The sequence below is a fragment of the Frateuria sp. GZRR35 genome (assembly GCF_051900415.1).
Classification (GTDB): domain Bacteria; phylum Pseudomonadota; class Gammaproteobacteria; order Xanthomonadales; family Rhodanobacteraceae; genus Frateuria_A.
Genome location: NZ_JBHZGL010000015.1, coordinates 18,064 through 33,371 on the forward strand (window position 1 = coordinate 18,064; position 15,308 = coordinate 33,371).

18 protein-coding genes are annotated in these 15,308 nt (G+C 69.3%); 10 read left to right on the forward strand and 8 right to left on the reverse strand.

Features of this window, described 5'->3' with window-relative positions:
• The first annotated feature begins 304 nt into the window (after positions 1-304).
• The 3 genes from ACFWZ3_RS15310 (at position 305) to ACFWZ3_RS15320 (ending at position 2,915) form a co-directional block, all read left to right on the forward strand.
• Positions 305-1,393, forward strand: a complete 1,089-nt coding sequence (locus tag ACFWZ3_RS15310) for a sugar-transfer associated ATP-grasp domain-containing protein (RefSeq protein ID WP_439708543.1) — start codon at positions 305-307, stop codon at positions 1,391-1,393.
• A gap of 22 nt (positions 1,394-1,415) precedes the next feature.
• The gene (locus ACFWZ3_RS15315) at positions 1,416-2,255 is read left to right on the forward strand and encodes an exodeoxyribonuclease III (RefSeq protein WP_439708544.1); all 840 of its coding nucleotides are present in this window, start codon (positions 1,416-1,418) and stop codon (positions 2,253-2,255) included.
• A 300-nt stretch (positions 2,256-2,555) separates the two neighbouring features.
• Complete coding sequence (locus ACFWZ3_RS15320; RefSeq protein ID WP_439708545.1) at positions 2,556-2,915, forward strand: DUF1428 domain-containing protein; 360 nt, start codon at positions 2,556-2,558, stop codon at positions 2,913-2,915.
• A gap of 89 nt (positions 2,916-3,004) precedes the next feature.
• Here the strand turns inward: ACFWZ3_RS15320 and ACFWZ3_RS15325 are convergent, their stop codons facing one another.
• The 3 genes from ACFWZ3_RS15325 to ACFWZ3_RS15335 form a co-directional block, all read right to left on the reverse strand.
• Positions 3,005-4,558, reverse strand: coding sequence for a POT-type proton-dependent oligopeptide transporter (locus ACFWZ3_RS15325; protein ID WP_439708546.1), 1,554 nt, complete (start codon positions 4,556-4,558; stop codon positions 3,005-3,007).
• 115 nt (positions 4,559-4,673) lie between these two features.
• On the reverse strand, positions 4,674-5,129 hold the full coding sequence (locus ACFWZ3_RS15330; protein ID WP_439708547.1) for a hypothetical protein: 456 nt from the start codon (positions 5,127-5,129) through the stop codon (positions 4,674-4,676).
• A gap of 103 nt (positions 5,130-5,232) precedes the next feature.
• Positions 5,233-5,856 (reverse strand): TMEM175 family protein, encoded by a 624-nt coding sequence (locus ACFWZ3_RS15335; RefSeq protein ID WP_439708548.1) that lies wholly within the window; start codon positions 5,854-5,856, stop codon positions 5,233-5,235.
• Positions 5,857-6,043: 187 nt separating this feature from the next.
• On the opposite strand from ACFWZ3_RS15335, the gene ACFWZ3_RS15340 reads away from it, so the two are divergent.
• The 5 genes from ACFWZ3_RS15340 (at position 6,044) to ACFWZ3_RS15360 (ending at position 9,237) form a co-directional block, all read left to right on the forward strand.
• Positions 6,044-6,466 (forward strand): DUF937 domain-containing protein, encoded by a 423-nt coding sequence (locus ACFWZ3_RS15340; protein ID WP_439708549.1) that lies wholly within the window; start codon positions 6,044-6,046, stop codon positions 6,464-6,466.
• Positions 6,467-6,492: 26 nt separating this feature from the next.
• Positions 6,493-6,906, forward strand: coding sequence for a DUF3597 domain-containing protein (locus ACFWZ3_RS15345; RefSeq protein WP_439708550.1), 414 nt, complete (start codon positions 6,493-6,495; stop codon positions 6,904-6,906).
• Between the two features lie 464 nt (positions 6,907-7,370).
• Positions 7,371-8,075 carry a hypothetical protein gene (locus tag ACFWZ3_RS15350; RefSeq protein WP_439708551.1) on the forward strand — a complete coding sequence of 235 codons (705 nt, stop codon included), beginning with the start codon at positions 7,371-7,373 and terminating at the stop codon, positions 8,073-8,075.
• A complete protein-coding gene (locus ACFWZ3_RS15355; RefSeq protein ID WP_439708552.1) occupies positions 8,072-8,521 on the forward strand; it encodes a phage holin family protein in 450 nt (149 codons plus the stop codon). Before ACFWZ3_RS15350 ends, ACFWZ3_RS15355 begins: the two co-directional genes overlap by 4 nt.
• The gene (locus ACFWZ3_RS15360) at positions 8,518-9,237 is read left to right on the forward strand and encodes a DUF3618 domain-containing protein (protein WP_439708553.1); all 720 of its coding nucleotides are present in this window, start codon (positions 8,518-8,520) and stop codon (positions 9,235-9,237) included. The genes ACFWZ3_RS15355 and ACFWZ3_RS15360 overlap by 4 nt, the downstream gene beginning before the upstream one ends.
• A 132-nt stretch (positions 9,238-9,369) precedes the next feature.
• Here ACFWZ3_RS15360 and ACFWZ3_RS15365 read toward each other — a convergent pair whose 3' ends face one another.
• The 4 genes from ACFWZ3_RS15365 to ACFWZ3_RS15380 form a co-directional block, all read right to left on the reverse strand.
• Positions 9,370-10,530: a glycoside hydrolase family 18 protein gene (locus tag ACFWZ3_RS15365; RefSeq protein WP_439708554.1), complete on the reverse strand. Its 1,161-nt coding sequence runs from the start codon at positions 10,528-10,530 to the stop codon at positions 9,370-9,372.
• A 63-nt stretch (positions 10,531-10,593) separates the two neighbouring features.
• Complete coding sequence (locus ACFWZ3_RS15370) at positions 10,594-11,046, reverse strand: YybH family protein (RefSeq protein WP_439708555.1); 453 nt, start codon at positions 11,044-11,046, stop codon at positions 10,594-10,596.
• A gap of 33 nt (positions 11,047-11,079) precedes the next feature.
• Positions 11,080-11,940, reverse strand: a complete 861-nt coding sequence (locus ACFWZ3_RS15375; RefSeq protein WP_439708556.1) for an SAM-dependent methyltransferase — start codon at positions 11,938-11,940, stop codon at positions 11,080-11,082.
• A gap of 57 nt (positions 11,941-11,997) precedes the next feature.
• Complete coding sequence (locus ACFWZ3_RS15380) at positions 11,998-12,507, reverse strand: DUF2938 domain-containing protein (RefSeq protein ID WP_439708557.1); 510 nt, start codon at positions 12,505-12,507, stop codon at positions 11,998-12,000.
• Between the two features lie 96 nt (positions 12,508-12,603).
• Here ACFWZ3_RS15380 and ACFWZ3_RS15385 point away from each other — a divergent pair, with 96 nt between their 5' ends.
• Positions 12,604-13,050: a helix-turn-helix domain-containing protein gene (locus ACFWZ3_RS15385; protein WP_439708558.1), complete on the forward strand. Its 447-nt coding sequence runs from the start codon at positions 12,604-12,606 to the stop codon at positions 13,048-13,050.
• Between the two features lie 91 nt (positions 13,051-13,141).
• Complete coding sequence (locus tag ACFWZ3_RS15390) at positions 13,142-13,696, forward strand: hypothetical protein (RefSeq protein WP_439708559.1); 555 nt, start codon at positions 13,142-13,144, stop codon at positions 13,694-13,696.
• A gap of 84 nt (positions 13,697-13,780) precedes the next feature.
• Here ACFWZ3_RS15390 and ACFWZ3_RS15395 read toward each other — a convergent pair whose 3' ends face one another.
• Positions 13,781-15,220, reverse strand: a complete 1,440-nt coding sequence (locus ACFWZ3_RS15395) for a phospholipase D-like domain-containing protein (RefSeq protein WP_439708560.1) — start codon at positions 15,218-15,220, stop codon at positions 13,781-13,783.
• Positions 15,221-15,308 lie beyond the last annotated feature (88 nt).

Sequence of the window (15,308 nt, forward strand, 5' to 3'; positions counted from 1 at the left end):
TGTAGGAGCGCACCCTGTGCGCCCCCGGGTCGCCCAGCACTGCCCATTCACAACGCCTTGAACTCGCGCCCGGTATCACGCGCAGGCCCTTCCCGCACGCAAGGGCAGCCAAGAACCCTGGAACCCAACCGGGCCCAGCCTGACGATCGAGGAAGCCATCCACGCCGCGGCCTGGCGCGTCACCAGCAAGCATCTGCCGCCTGCCCCGAGCGCTCGGGCCGGACACGGCCACTTCCCTTACCGACACCGCTGTGGCCTCTGCTGCAGCGCCTTTCGTTGTTCCCCGCCGAGGAACCGAACGCCGATGTCCCTGTTCCCCAAGTCACTGAAGAAAACCAGCCTGGCCGCCGCCAGGCGCCTGTACACCGAGCTGCAGCAGACGCAGCGCCAGGCGCACTACAACCAGCAGGCGCAAGCGGTGCTGCGCGCGGTGGAAAGCCAGCGCGGGCCCACCGACCGCTCGGCCGTGCGGCAGGCAGACGAGTACGCGCGGGAGGTGCTGGGCAGCGCCCGCTACGCGCCCTGGCTGCACGTCTACGCTGCGGTGAGCGGCAGCTTCCGCGAAGGCTGGATTCCCGACAATTACTACGGGCTAGTGGTCGATCCGCACAAGAGCGGCGAGGTGGCCAAGGTCGCGCTGATCAAGTCCTTCACCAACCGCATCCTCAACACCGAGGCGCTGCCGGACCTCGCCTACGTCATCGACGGCCTCTACTACGCGCGCGACTACCGCCCGGTGTCGCAGCGCGAACTGACCGACATCCTCTTCGCGCGCGACGACCGCGCCGTGTTCAAGGCCGACAACTCCTACCAGGGCCGCAGCGTGACCTTCATGACGCGCGAGGACTTCCCCGCGGAGGGCCATCTGCCACTGCCCGACGGCGTCTTCCAGGCGCCGATCCGCCAGCACGGCTTCTTCGCCGCGCTGAGCCCGAGCGCCACCGCCACGTTGCGCATCACCACCGCCCGCGAGCTCGACGGCAGCATCGCGGTGAAGGCCGCCTACCTGCGCCTGGGCCGCGTCGATGACGACATCGTGCGCAGCCGCAGCCACGTGCGCGTGGCGGTCGACCCGGCCAGCGGCGCGCTGGACGAAACCGGCTTCCTGCACGACTGGCGCACCATCGACGCGCACCCGGACACCGGCCTGCGCTTCGGCGGCCGGGTCATCCCGCACTTCGCCACGGCCACGCAACTGTGCCGCTCGCTGCACCAGGGTTGCCCGCACATGCCGTGCCTGGGCTGGGACCTGTGCATCGACGAGGACGACCAGCCGCGGCTGATGGAATGGAACGCACGCTACAACGACATCAAGTTCTCCGAGGCCACCCACGGCCCCTGCTTCCGCGGCCTGGGCTGGGAGAACCTGTGGAGACAGCACGCGGCCGCCTGAGTCCGCCCATCCCCGGCAGCCGATGCGCATCGTTTCCTGGAACGCCGAAAACCTCGCCCCCTGGCTGGCGGAGGGCTCCTCCGGCTTGCCGGACCTGCATGCCCGGCTGGGCTCGCCCGACGTGCTCTGCCTGCAGGAGGTGCGCATCCGGCCGCAGGACCAGCCACTGGTCGCACGGATGCAGTCCGCCCTGCCCGGCTTCACCTGCCACGCCTCGCTCAACCGCGATCCGCACAACGGCCGGTTCCGGGGCGGTCGTGCCTATGGCGTGGCGACCTGGCTACGTGACGGGTTCGAGGCTACGCCCCTGCGTTTTCCCTGGGACACCGAGGGGCGGGTGATCGTCACGTGCGTGCCCGCGCTGGGCATGGCGATCGCCAACGTCTACGCGGTCAACGGCACCGGCCGCCCGCACTGGGACGCCGAGCGCGACGCTCCGCACGGCGACCGCCACCAGTTCAAGCAACGCTTCATCGAGCGCCTGGGCGAGGAGATGCGGGTGCTGCAGGCCGGCGGCATGGCTCTGGTGCTGATCGGCGACTGGAATGTCTCCCGCACGCGCCAGGACACCACGCCACGCCTGCGCACGGAGGAGCCGCACGCGACCGCGCGGCATCGCTTCAACGAGGAGTTCATCGCCGGGCTGCGACTCATCGATGCCTTCCGCCAGCTGCACCCGGACGCACGCGCGTACACCTGGTTCCATCCGCGCAGCCGGCATTGGCTGGATGCGGCGCGGGTGGATTTCGCGCTGCTGGGCGAGGGGCTGCTGCCGCGCCTCGCCGGCGCCGGTATCGAGGACGACCCCGCCATGCGCCCTGGCAGCGACCACGCGCCATTGTGGGTCGAGCTTTGCGGGTGATTTGGAGCGGGACACCCGGCATAGCCGCCTCTCCCCGCAAGCCTTGGCCCCTCACCCCAGCCCTCTCCCCGGAGGGGAGAGGGAGCAGAGGCGCGTGACGAGCCCCTCAACCCGGGGCAGAAGCGCGCAACAAGCTGCCTCGCCCGGGGCAGAGGCGCGCAACAAGCTCCCTCTCCCCTCCGGGGAGAGGGCTGGGGTGAGGGGCCGGGGCTCGCCTCGAACTGCCCTGTGCGCCCCCGTGTCGATTTTCCACACCCTCGATCGTCTACAAGAGGCAACCCCGCCAGAGGAGCCCATGCCATGTCCTACATCGACGGTTTCGTGATCGCCGTACCCACAGCCAACCGGGAAAAGTTCATCGAGCACGCCCGCACGCTCGATCCCTACTTCCTCGAATACGGTGCCACGCGCGTGGTCGAGTGCTGGGGCGACGACGTACCCGAGGGCAAGGTCACCGACTTCCGTCGCGCCGTGCAGGCGACGTCGGAGGAAGTGGTGGTGTTCTCCTGGATCGAATGGCCCGACAAGGCCACGCGCGATGCCGGCATGGAAAAGATCATGAACGACCCGCGCCTGAGCCCGGAAAAGACCCCGATGCCGTTCGACGGCAAGCGGATGATCTTCGGCGGGTTCCGGCCCGTCGTCGCCGTCGGCCAATAACCTTGTAGGAGCCCGCTTGCGGGCGATGCTCCTTCTCCGGACGGAAGAAGAGCGTCGCCCGCAAGCGGGCTCCTACAGAGGGAACGCGGTCAGCCCGCCCGGTAGTAGTCCCGCTCCCGATAGCTGCGCGCGTACAGGCCGAACGCCAGCGCCGCCAGCAGCGCGAACGCGGCAAAGAAGAACATCTGGAACGCCACCGTGCTCATTCCGGTGCGCGCAATCGAATCGGTCACCGCGTCATTGCGCACGGCCGCGTTCGCCAGCAGCACCCACAGGTTGCCGATGGTGGTGGTGAGGTTCCAGAAACTCATCACCACGCCTTTCATCGACGCCGGCGCCTGGCTGTAGGCAAACTCCAGCCCGGTCGCGGAAACCAGCACTTCGCCGAAGGTGAGCAAGGCATAAGGCAAGACCTGCCACACGATCGACAGTGCATCGCCGCCATCGATCGCCAGCTGCAATCCGCCCACCACGATCCACGCCAGTCCGCTGAAGGCGATGCCCGCGGTCATCCGGCGCAGTGCGGTCGGCGCATATCCCCATCGCCGCAGCAGCGGGTAGAGCACCAGGTTGTTGAACGGGATCAGCAGCATCACCAGCATCGGGTTCAGCGCCTGCATCTGCGCCGGGTGGAACCAGTCGGGCATGCTCATGCGCCCGCCCTGCACCACCCAGGTCGACGCCTTCTGGTCGAACAGCGAGAAGAACGGCGTGGTCAGCGCGAAGATCACCAGCACGCGCAGCACGTTGCGCGCGCCGTCCACCGCCGCGTCCGGGTGTGCGCCGCGGGCGCGGTCCATCTGCATCCAGGCGCCGCCGCCGATGCCCGCGATCGCCGCGACCAGCGCGATGCAGGCGGCAATGACGAAACCCAGCCCCGGGATCAACGCAAAGGAGGCCAGCGCCGCGGCCACGCCGGCACTCGCCACCCACAAACCGGGCCGTGCCTGCCCCGGCCGCCGGCTGAGCAGCGCCGTGCGCACCACCTGCGAGAAGGCATCCCGGTCCGGCGGCGCGGGCGGCACCATCACGTACTGGCGGCGTCCCAGCCAGAACACCACCGTGGCGACGAACATCAACGCGCCGGGGATGCCGAACGCCACCGCCGCGCCGAACTGGCGCAGGAAGATCGGCATCAGCAGCGAGGCGAAGAACGAGCCGAAGTTGATGATCCAGTAGAAGGCGTCGAATACCACCTTGGCCAGATGCTTGTTCGACTGGTCGAACTGGTCGCCCACGAACGACGCCACCAGCGGCTTGATACCACCCGCGCCCAGCGCGATCAGGCCCAGCCCGATGAAGAAGCCAACGCGGTGGTCCTCGAACATCGCCAGGCAGGCGTGGCCCAGGCAATAGACCAGGCTCATCCACAGCACCGTGTGGTACTTGCCGAAGAAGCGGTCGGCGATCCAGCCGCCCAGCAGCGGGAAGAAATACACGCCGATGACGAAACTGTGGAACACATCCTTGGCCGCGAGCGTGCGCTCGGCCTCGGGCATGTAGGCCAGCAGGCTGCTGATCAGGAAGGGCGTGAGGATGTTGCGCATCCCGTAGAAGGAGAAGCGTTCGCAACCCTCGTTGCCGATGATGTAGCCGATCTGCCGCGGCAGGCGGCCGCGCGGTTCGTGGGTAGTGGTGCTCATCCGGGCTCCCGTGGATCGGGAGGGCCACCGCCGGCGCCTCCCCAGCGCCCGACTGTAGCAAGAAGCCCCGGCGTCCCGGGCGCCCGCCTGCCGGCGTCCGGGACACTGGCGCGGATTACTTGCCCGGCGCCATCACGGCCTTGAGCTTGTCGTTGTCCAGGTACTTGCTGAAGCCGGCAAAGCCGGCCGTCACGTGCGGATCGGACATCAAGCCGCGCATCGCCACCTGTCCCAGCGTGCCGAAGCTGGTTTCGATCGCCTGCGGGCCTTCGTACTGCACGGCATCGTGGGTCTGCTTGCCGCAGCTGTCGGTCATCAGGCGGACCAGCAGGTCGGCCATGCCGCGGTCGGCCTTGTCGCGCTCGGCGCTGCTGACCTGCGAGATGTCGCTGACCGCCGGATGCAGCGCGGCCACCAGAAAGATCCAGCGCACGAGCTGGATGCGATCCTGCTCGGAGGTGTGCGCCACGAGGCAGCGCCCGAGGTCGTCGGTGTAGACGCCCGCATGGCCGGCCTGGCTGGCCATCAGGCCCACGCTGACGACCAGCGTCTTGATGAAATGACGGTTCATTGGTTCCCCTGTGGCCCTGGCGGGCCTGCGTGGCTTACGACGCGACCATCGCGCCATTCATCCCCAGCGGCGCGATTATGCGGCAAGCGGGCGCGGCCATCGGCTAGGCGCTTTCGTCGTCGCCGACGACGCCCTCGATCCGCCGGTCGGGCACCAGCCACATCACGGCCACCGCCGTATAAAGCGCCTGCGCGACCCACGCTGCCCACAGGGTGGAAACGATGCCGAGCGCGTAGAGCACCGGGGAAAGCTTGCCCTTCCAGTCGCTGCCGATCGCACGCAGCAGCACCGAACCGGCGCCCTGCACGCGGATGAGCGTCCGCTGCAGCAGCCAGTACGCGATTGCCGCCATCAGCAGTACCACGCCGTAGGCGGCGGTGGGCGCGGCGGCGAAGTGGTTCTCGCCCATCCAGGCGGTGGCGAAGGGAAACAGCGACAGCCAGAACAGCAGATGCAGGTTCGCCCACAGCGCGCCGCCGGACACGCGCCCGGAGACCGCCAGCATGTGATGGTGGTTGTTCCAGTAGATGCCCACGTAGACGAAGCTCAGCACGTAGCTCAGCAGCACCGGCAGCAGCGGCGCCAGCGCCGCGGGCGAGCTGCCGTGCGGAACCTTCAACTCCAGCACCATGATGGTGATGATGATCGCGATCACGCCGTCGCTGAAGGCTTCCAGGCGGCCCTTGCCCATGCCGGGCCGGCGACCATGGTGTTTGCTGGCATCCATCCGATCCCCTCGTGGTCTGGCCGGGCCGCCACGAGCGCGGCGCCGGATGCTCGCGGACTCTATCAAGAAGACGCCTGCGGCATGGCCCGCATGTGACGCGCCCCTCACGGCCATTTCAGCCCCGGCGCGCGACCCTCGTCCGCCCACGTCGGCCCGCCGGCGTCCACCACTGCGAGGAGGCGCCGCCATGTCGCTCATCGATCTTGTCATGCAGTACGTCGGCACGCCGGCGCTGGAAAAAATCGCCGCACGCTTCGACCTCTCGCCGGCGATGGTGGAACGCGCCGCCCAGGCGCTGCTGCCAGCCCTGGCCGGCGGGCTCATGAAGCATGCGCAGGCCGGCTCCCTGCCCGCCGGGCCGCCGGCCGAGGCGCCACCCGGCAGCGACGAGGCACAGGCCCACGGCAACGACGTGCTGGGCGCGGTCCTCGGTTCCAAGGATGCAAGCCGGTCGCTCGCGCAGGAAGCCAGCACGCAGACCGGCATCAACGTCGACACGCTCAAGAAACTGCTTCCCCAGTTCGCCAGCCTCGCCGCGAAGGCCACCTCGAACGCGCACGCGCAGGGAGGCATCGGTGGCCTCGTTTCCCAGCTCGGCGGCCTGCTCTGAACCTCCACCCGACTGAAGGACACCCCGTGAGCATCTTCGGCACCATCCTCAACAAGATCTTCCACCACGCTTCATCGCCGGCCCCCTCGTCCTCGCCGACCGTTGCGCCGACGGCGGGCCATGCCACGGCGCCGGCGCAAGCGCCCGCCCCTGCTCCCGCCCCGGCGCCCACACCCCAGCAGCCGGTCGACGTGGAAGCCGTGCTGACCAAGATGGCAGCGTCCAAGGACAACGCGGGCAACTGGAGGCAATCCATTGTCGACCTGCTCAAGCTGCTGGACATGGACTCCAGCCTTGCCGCGCGCAAGGAGTTGGCCAACGAGCTCAACGTGCACGTGGGCGCCGACGGCAGCGCGGAGGAGAACATTGCCCTGCACAAGGCGGTGATGAAGAAGCTTGCCGAAAACGGCGGCAAGGTGCCGGACAGTCTCAAGCACTGACCGCCCCCCGGAAGCGGTCCGCCGGGCGGGCCGCTCCGTGCGTACGAGGATCGACGCTTACGCCCGCTTCAGTTTCCCGCTGCGCCCGATGGCCCGCCCGGATGATCGCGTGCAACGCCACCGCCGCGCCGAACGCCGTCACCTCGCGACTTCCGGCCGTGCCAGCCAGGCGCCAGTCTGCCTGTCCTGCGCCTGCTCTTTCCCTGCGTCTGCTTGCGTCCTCCCGTGACGCGGGATGAAGCGCATTTAGACGGGCCTGTCATCGCGTTTGCTTCATGCTGTTGCCGTCATGCACATGACGGAATAGACGGCCAAACGGGTGACGTCACCACGCCCCGCCACCGGCCGCAGGCGGCGGAGACCGCCACAGACCAACCCATGGACACCACCGACACCCGTGGCGCGGCAGGGATGCAGGGAGGTTCCGCGCACGGGCGCCGCCGGTCCATACCGAGGAGGCGCAGATGAACACACCCCAGGACAGCAACCGCCCGTCCGCCCGCGGGCAGGCCACGGGCCCTGGCGTCGGCGATGGCGCCGAAGACATGGCCGAGAAAGTACGCACCGAAGGCCAGGAGCAGGTGCAGCACTACCGCAACGCCGCCGCAGACAAGGTCGACACGCTGGCCGACAGCGTCAAGGCGGCCGCGGCGCAGATGAGCGACGACGACGTCGCCCATCTGTCGCAGCACGTCTCGGACATGGCCGGCAGTCTCGGCCGCATGGCTGACGGACTGCGCGAGAAGAGCGCCGACGAGATCCTGCACGACGTCCGCCGGATCGCACGCGAGAACCCCACGCTGTTCATCGCCGGCAGCATCGCGATCGGCTTCGGGCTGACCCGCTTCGCGCGCGCCTCGGCCAGCAACGCCACGGACCGCGAGCGGCGCTCTTTCCCGGCCACCAGCGAACGCACGGGCACCACCCGCTGGACCGACGCCGACGCGGCCGTCCCCGGCACCACCGCGCGCCCGGCGACCGGCAACGACACGATCGACACCACCGCGCCCGGCGGCCTGACCGGCGCCATCCCCGCGGTACCCGGCCCGTCCGCTTCCACGGCTGACGCCATCTCGGCCCGTGCCGGCGCGGCCGCAAGCGACGACATCGACGGCGGGCAAGTCAGCCTGTCATCCACCGACACTTTGCGCGGGAGGAACCAGCCATGAGCAAGTCTTTCGAACAACCGCAAACCTTCGAGAACCGGCCGGCGCTGCGCGCGGTCCCCTCGCGCGAGGACGACAGCTCGATCGGCGGCCTGCTCAAGCAGCTCGCGCGCGAGATCCCGGTGCTGTTCACCAAGGAGCTGGCGCTAGCCAAGGCCGAGATGCGCGAGAACCTGCGCGCGACCAAGGCGGGCGTGGCGGCGGTGGCGACCGGCGGCGCCGTGATGCTGGCCGGGCTGATCATCCTGCTGATGGCCGGCGTGTACGGACTGAGCACCGTGCTGGCGCCGTGGCTGTCCGCCCTGATCGTCGGCGCGGCGGCCCTGGTCTTGGGCTGGATCATGGTCACGGCCGGCAAGAAGCAGTTCGAGCCCGGCGCGCTCAAGCCCGATCACACCATCCACTCGTTGCAGAAGGATGCCGATGCCATCCGCGGGAGGACGCCATGAGCACCGCAGAGCGGATCGACGCCGAATCGCACAAGGATCCCGCGCGACTGGAGCGCGAGATCGACCAGCAGCGCGCGGACATCAACCACATCGTCGACGCACTGGAGAACAAGCTCTCGCCCGGCCAGCTGTTCGACCGCATGGTGCACTTCGGCAAAGGCAACGGCCGTGAGTTCGCGCAGAACATCGGCAATGCGGTGAAGGCCAACCCGGTGCCAGCCCTGCTGACCTCCGTCGGCCTGTTGTGGCTTTACGCCAGTCGCGACGAGCCGGCGCCCATGCGCAGCAACTTCGCCGGCAGCCAAGCCGACGACGGCACCGGCGTGATGGACCGCGCGCGGGAAATGGGCAGCGAAGTGTCCGACACAGTGTCCAGCACCTGGAACCAGGCCAAGTCGCGCGTGGCCGACACCGCCGCGCGCATGGCCGACACGGCCCATGGCGCGCGCGACACGCTGATGCACCAGAAGGACCGCGCCGTGCAGGGCTACAACACCCTGCTGCGCGACAACCCGCTGGCGCTCGGGGCCATCGGCGTCGCCATCGGCGCGCTGCTTGGTGCGGCGCTGCCCACCACCGAGCCGGAGAACCGGCTGATGGGCGAGGCCAGCGATCATCTTGCCGACAAGGCGAAGGAAGCCGTGCAGACTGGCGCCGACAAGGCGCGCGACGTCATGCACGACATGGGCGAACCGAAGGACAACGTGCGGCACTGAGCGTGATGGGCGGAACCGCTGCACCCGGCTCCGCCCGAGCCTTCACCCGCCTGTCGCCTGCCCTCCCGCAGGAAGAGAGCTGGTGCGTGGGACCTGAGGGAAGCACTGCGGCTTCCGCCCTGCGCGACGTGCTCAGCGCGAACGGAGTCGAGCCGAAGCGCCGCGCGCCGGGTCCTTCCCCGACGGCGCGTCCTGCAGCCCCCGCCAGATCGCGTCGACCAGTTGCCCGTCCGGATCGTGCTTCTGCTCCCAGTACATCAACCCGCCAAGCCCGTGGGACTTGACGTATGCCGCCTTCGCGGCGATCGACTGCGGATCGTCGTAGGTGATGAAGACATGCCGGCTCCGGTTCCACAGCCAGGGCGCCATGGTTTGTGCGTCCCAGTGGCGCGCGAAACCGTCGTGGCCGATGTATGACCGCGCCAGTTCCGGCCAGGGGTGTTCGCCCTGGTAATGGCCATAGGGCTGGTACAGCCCTTCGTGGTCGGCACCCACCTCGGCGAACTCGCGTCCGTAGAAGGCGACGCCGGGCAGCAGTTTGCAGGGCGGCACGCCGGCAGCGAGGAACTGGCGCACCGCACCGTCGGCCGTGCGTGCGCCAGCCGGCGCCAGGCGCGAGCGGTACAGCCCCGCGTGGTGCCCGGTCGTCGGCGTCATCCGGTTGACGAAGTCGTAGGTCATCAGGTTGAACCAATCGACCAGGGGCGCAACCGCGGCGATGTCGATGCCGTCGACAAACGGCCCGTCCGCGACTGCGATGCTGAGGGCGTAATGCCGCCCCTTGCCCGCCTGCCGGTCGAGCGCCTGGCGCAGCGCTTTCAGCAACAGGGTGAAGTGGGCGCGGTCGTCGGGACGGTGCGCGATGCCCGAGTCGCCATGGCCGGGGTATTCCCAATCCACGTCCAGCCCGTCGGCTCCCTGCGCAGCAACCAGGGCCGCCGCGCTCCGGGCGAACGCCTGCCGGCCTTGAGCCGTCGCGGCCGCCTCGGAGAAGCCGCCTGCGCCCCAACCGCCTACGGCGATGGTCACCTGGAGCGAAGGCTTGATGCGCTTGAGCGCAAGCAACCGGCGCAGACGCTCGGCCGCGTCGCCATCGAGCACCACGCGTCCTTGTTCGACGTGGGCGAAGGCGAAGATCAGCGTGTCGATGCGCTCGAGCGTGCGCGCCTGCGTGGCGTTCCAGTCCGTGGCATAGCCGACCACGCGATAGCGAGCTGCCTGTGCCGCGCCGGCGAGCATGGCCAGCGCGCAGGTCAAAACAATGAGGACGAACCTCGATAAGCGCAGGCGCATGGGTACAGATCTCCGGGCGGACGCGGGCAGTTCCTGACGAGTTCGTGAGCCGACGTGAAAGATCTAGCTGGAATGATCCAGGATGATTTTCCAGCCCGCGGCCGTCTTCTCCCACAGCAGCGAATAGACGCCGTCGTCCTGCGCCACCTCGCCATGCTCGCTGCGGTCGAGATGGAAGCGCCCGGTGACCACGGCGTAACGCACCTCCCCCTGTGCACAGGGCAGCAGCCGCACGTCCACATCCGAGAAGGTCAACCGGCCCATCTGGGCCTTGTTCGCGTAGTGCTTGCGGTAGCTCGCCAGGATCGCCTGGTAACCCTTGCGCACCGTGCTGCCCACGAACGTGGTGTCGGGCGCGTCCTTGTAGCCATGCATGAACGTGTCCACGTCGCCTTGGTTCCACGCGGCCTGCTGGTCGGCCAACACCTGGCGAATGGCCGCTGCATCGTCGGTGGCGGCCATAGCGGGTGCGGCGACGACCAACGAGAGGAGGACTACCCAGCGTGACAGTTTCATCGCGTGCTCCGTGGTGGCGAAGATCCTCGCAGCTTAATCCTTGCGGGGCCCCGCGGCCTGGAAGACCGCCACCCGGTCCGCCCGCACCGGTTCGTCCGTGCACAGCCAGGTTTCATCCGCGACGAGGCGTGTGCAGGGGCCGAAGGTACACACCTTGATCGGGCGTTGCGTGCCTTCGTCACGCAGCGCATCGAGCACCGTGCGAAGCACCGATCCCACGAACGGGGTATAGAGGAAGAACACCGTACCACCGGACAGGTCCGCATCGCGCGCGTCCTGCGCGCGGAACTCGACGTCGTGAAGCCCCAGCGCACGCGCCGCGCGCCGCGCCACCTGGACATGCGACGGCTGCCATTCCACGCCCACGGCACGGGCACCGGTGCAGATCGAGGCCAGCATCGGCACGTGCCCGAGCCCCGAACCCAGGTCGACCAGGACGTCACGCGGACCGAGGCGGCTGCGCGCGAGCATGTCCAGCGCGTGGCGCGCGGGCGTCGGCTGGTAGAACACCATCTCCGGTTCCAGCGGGCGCGATGCGGCGCCCGGGTCCGTCAAACGCAGGACGCCGGCCAGCAGTTCGTCGAGTGCGTCGTAGTGCTCGCCCTCGATCGGGCCCGGGCTTTCCTGTTGCCAGCGCCGGAAGAGCGCGGGGCCGTGCCCAGCGCGAATGGCCGCACGCAGGCGCCGGCCGAGCGTGGCATCGGCCCGCTCCAGTCGTGCGCGCAGCGCCTGCGCGCGGTCGGCGACGCCACCTGCGCCGTCCCACGAGAGAACGGGCGAGAGGCTGTCTAACCAGTCCAGGGCTTCGGCGCGCGAGCGCCAGCGGTCAGCGCTTTCGAGCGTGCCATCGCGGGCCAGGGCATCGAGCCTGTCATGGAGGCAGTTGGCAGTCATGGCCCCAGCATGGCAGCGGACGCGATGCGCCGCGAGGCCGGGCGCGCCCCTGAAACCCTAGCCCGCCAAGCGAAGCAGCAACACCCAGGCCTCGCCCGCCAGGTACAGGCCCAGGCCGAACACCAGATGGGTCATCAGGCTGCGCCGCCGGGCCACGCCGGGGCGCGGCGTGCGCGACGCGGCGATACCCGCACCGAGCGCCGGCTGCAGCACCAGGAAGGGCGCCAGCACGCTGACCAGCCCCACCGCCAGCGCGGGACCGGGCGTCGGTGCGTGCGCCCACTCGACGCCGGCCACCGCGAGCAGCATGGCGGCGATGCCGATCCCGATCGCGTAGTGCGCCGCCCAGCCGATCGCGCGCTCGCCCGCCACGCGCGGTGCAGCCTTGATCGCGTCATGGCGCAGGCGTCCGCGGACCAGATGGCCGAGCCAGCGACCGACCATCGCATAGTCGAGCACCGGCACGCCGAAGAGGCGCTTCTGGCCCAGCCACCAGGCATCCATGACGAGGGTGGCGCCGATGCCGACGACGCCGGCGTGGAAAAGGAAGTGTGCAAGCTCAGCCATGGCGGTGCCCCGGCAGGTGCTGTTGCGTCGTCATCTGGGTTGTCTCCCGATCGAGATTGGGAGAGCCTACGAACTCAAGTCCGCTTGAGGTCAAGCATGAAACTGCTCGATATCGCGGAGGTCGCCCGGCGCACCGGCCTGCCGCCTTCCACGTTGCGCTTCTACGAGGAGAAGGGGCTGATCGCCTCGGTCGGCCGGCACGGCCTGCGGCGCCTGTTCGGGCCCGACGTGCTGGAACGGCTGGCGCTGGTCACGCTGGGGCGTAGCGCCGGCTTCGCGCTGGACGAACTGGCCGGACTCTTCAAATCCGGCGACAAGCCGCGCATCGACCGCCAGCAGCTGGCGGCAAGGGCCGACGAGCTGGACCGGACCATCCGGCAGCTCGCCGCGGTGCGCGAGGGCCTTCGCCACGCGGCGACCTGCCCCGCGCCGAGCCATCTCGAATGCCCCCGGTTCCAGCGCCTGTTGCGCGTCGCCACGGCCAACCAGGTGCGCCGCCCGTCCAAGGCGCCGCCTCGCCGCAAGGCGCCACCGCGTCAGTGACGCGCGCTTGATCGGCCGGTAACACGCGCGGGCACAGGATGCCGCCGGGAAAACCGGGCTGGCCGCGCTGTCCACCTGCGGGAGGCCCCTCATGCCTGCCTCAATCGCTCCGCTTGTTCTTGCCGCGAGCCTGTTCGCCATACCGATGGCCCAGGCCGACAACCCCAAACAGCCGTCCGATGCCCAGCTCATCGCCAGTGCCATGCGCGCGGCGCCCGCCGGCGTCGGTCGCCACGCCACCGTCATGGCGATGCAGCCGGACGGCACCATGCGCACGCTGCGCCAGGGCAGCAACGGCTTCACCTGCATCCCCGACGCGCCCGCCACGCCCGGGCCGGACCCGATGTGCGCGGACAAGGCCGCCATGGGCTGGGTGCACGCGTGGCTGACCCACGCCACGCCACCGGCCGGCAAGGTCGGCCTGATGTACATGCTCGAAGGCGGCACCGACGCCAGCAACACCGATCCCTACGCGAGCAAGCCGCAGGGCAACCACTGGATCAAGACCGGCCCGCACGTGATGGTGGTCGGCGCCGACCCGGCCTTCTACGACCAGTACCCGAAAGCGGTGGATCCCGATACGGACGCGCCCTACGTGATGTGGGCCGACACGCCCTACCGGCACCTGATGGCACCGATCCGCTGAGGTCCCGCAAGGGTGGGCTCCAGCCCACCAACGGGTGTGCGGGGAAAGACGGAAGGTGGGCTGAAGCCCACCCTGCGGGCGCGGTTACAACTGGGAAGCGAATTCGGCCCAGAAGCGGTCGGTGACCTGCTGCGTCCACGGCCGCTGCTGCAGTTGGGCGATCGTCACCGGCTCGGACACCGCAAGGTCGCGATCGAACACATCCGCCATCTTCCGCGCGAACGCGCCGTCGTAGATCGCGATGTTGGCTTCGTCGTTGAGGTGGAACGAGCGGCTGTCGAAATTGGCCGAGCCGGCAAGGGCCAGGTAATCGTCCACCACCATCAGCTTGTTGTGGAACAGTGACGGCGCGTAGCGCGCGATCTGCGCACCCGCTGCAAGGAAGTCGGCCCAATAGGTGCGCGAGGCATCGCCGACCATGTGGCCGTCGACATGGTCGCCCTCGACGATGATGCGCACGCGCACCCCGCGTGCCAGCGCATCGAGCAGCGCCTGCCGGACCGCCGCGTCCGGCACGAAGTAGGACGCCTCCAGGTCGATCGAGCGCCGTGACCCGGCAATCGCCAGCAGGAACATCCGCTGCGAGTTGTACTCGCCCACGCGGTCCGTGCTGGCGATCACCTGCACCGGCAGCGAGCCCGGCGCCGCGGAAGGTGACGCCTCAGGCGGCGGCAGGCGCTGGCCGCCGGTGGCCAGCCAGTGTTCCTCGAACACGCCGCGCATCCGCGCCACGGCCGGGCCCTGCAGGCGGAACATCATGTCGCGCTTCTGCCGGCCGTTGCTGGCATTGCCCAGCCAGGCGTCGTCGATGCCCATGCCGCCGGTCCAGGCCACGCGGTCGTCGACCACCATCAGCTTGCGGTGGGTGCGCTTGTTGAGGCTCGCCAGCTGGTCCAGCCGGATCGGACGATAGAAATGGAAATCGACGCCCGCGGCGCGCAGCCGCTCGGCATCGGCGACGTTGCCGCGCGAACCCATCCAGTCGATGACCACGCGCACCTTCACGCCCGCGCGTGCACGCTCGGACAGCGCCGCGACGAACACGTCCGCGATGTGTCCCCGACGCAGGATGTAGCTCTCCAGCTCGATGCTTTTCCGCGCCGAGCGGATGTCGGCCAGCATGGCCGGGAAGTAGGCATCGCCGTTCTGCAGGTCCACCGCCGCATTGCCCTGCGTGACGGGACTACCGAGCAGGGCTTCCGCCCGCTGCCGGAACGCCGGACTGTCGACCGGCGTCACGTGCGCCGGTGCCTGCGCCAGCCCCGGCCCCTCGGGCAGCACGTTGGCCGCGGTCAGGCCCGCCAGACCGACCGAGCCGGCAGCGACCAGCAACAGGCCGACCCTGAGCCAGGTCCTGCGCAGATGCGCGCCGACCCGCCGCACGCCCCACCGGCCGGAGTTGCCGGTCGGGGCGATTGCGCTGGGGTGGGCGGGGCCATGGCACGTGCGCGCGTTGCGCACGTCGGTTGGTGCACGCGTGGAAGACCGGCTGGCGGCCGACGGCGCGCGGGGGAATGGCTGCATGCGTATTTTCTGGTCAAACTGTCACCGAATCATGGGGTTGTACCGATGAACCCCAAGCAAGCACGGCTGTTGCACACGCGTCCACTGC

Excerpts from the sequence above, each read along its gene's own strand:
- ACFWZ3_RS15360 (WP_439708553.1), top strand. The coding sequence starts at position 8,518 with ATGAGCACCGCAGAGCGGATCGACGCCGAATCGCACAAGGATCCCGCG.
- ACFWZ3_RS15395 (WP_439708560.1), bottom strand. The coding sequence starts at position 15,220 with ATGCAGCCATTCCCCCGCGCGCCGTCGGCCGCCAGCCGGTCTTCCACG.
- ACFWZ3_RS15320 (WP_439708545.1), top strand. The coding sequence starts at position 2,556 with ATGTCCTACATCGACGGTTTCGTGATCGCCGTACCCACAGCCAACCGG.
- ACFWZ3_RS15365 (WP_439708554.1), bottom strand. The coding sequence starts at position 10,530 with ATGCGCCTGCGCTTATCGAGGTTCGTCCTCATTGTTTTGACCTGCGCG.
- ACFWZ3_RS15330 (WP_439708547.1), bottom strand. The coding sequence starts at position 5,129 with ATGAACCGTCATTTCATCAAGACGCTGGTCGTCAGCGTGGGCCTGATG.
- ACFWZ3_RS15335 (WP_439708548.1), bottom strand. The coding sequence starts at position 5,856 with ATGGATGCCAGCAAACACCATGGTCGCCGGCCCGGCATGGGCAAGGGC.
- ACFWZ3_RS15385 (WP_439708558.1), top strand. The coding sequence starts at position 12,604 with ATGAAACTGCTCGATATCGCGGAGGTCGCCCGGCGCACCGGCCTGCCG.
- ACFWZ3_RS15375 (WP_439708556.1), bottom strand. The coding sequence starts at position 11,940 with ATGACTGCCAACTGCCTCCATGACAGGCTCGATGCCCTGGCCCGCGAT.
- ACFWZ3_RS15315 (WP_439708544.1), top strand. The coding sequence starts at position 1,416 with ATGCGCATCGTTTCCTGGAACGCCGAAAACCTCGCCCCCTGGCTGGCG.
- ACFWZ3_RS15390 (WP_439708559.1), top strand. The coding sequence starts at position 13,142 with ATGCCTGCCTCAATCGCTCCGCTTGTTCTTGCCGCGAGCCTGTTCGCC.
- ACFWZ3_RS15370 (WP_439708555.1), bottom strand. The coding sequence starts at position 11,046 with ATGAAACTGTCACGCTGGGTAGTCCTCCTCTCGTTGGTCGTCGCCGCA.
- ACFWZ3_RS15310 (WP_439708543.1), top strand. The coding sequence starts at position 305 with ATGTCCCTGTTCCCCAAGTCACTGAAGAAAACCAGCCTGGCCGCCGCC.
- ACFWZ3_RS15340 (WP_439708549.1), top strand. The coding sequence starts at position 6,044 with ATGTCGCTCATCGATCTTGTCATGCAGTACGTCGGCACGCCGGCGCTG.
- ACFWZ3_RS15380 (WP_439708557.1), bottom strand. The coding sequence starts at position 12,507 with ATGGCTGAGCTTGCACACTTCCTTTTCCACGCCGGCGTCGTCGGCATC.
- ACFWZ3_RS15325 (WP_439708546.1), bottom strand. The coding sequence starts at position 4,558 with ATGAGCACCACTACCCACGAACCGCGCGGCCGCCTGCCGCGGCAGATC.
- ACFWZ3_RS15355 (WP_439708552.1), top strand. The coding sequence starts at position 8,072 with ATGAGCAAGTCTTTCGAACAACCGCAAACCTTCGAGAACCGGCCGGCG.
- ACFWZ3_RS15350 (WP_439708551.1), top strand. The coding sequence starts at position 7,371 with ATGAACACACCCCAGGACAGCAACCGCCCGTCCGCCCGCGGGCAGGCC.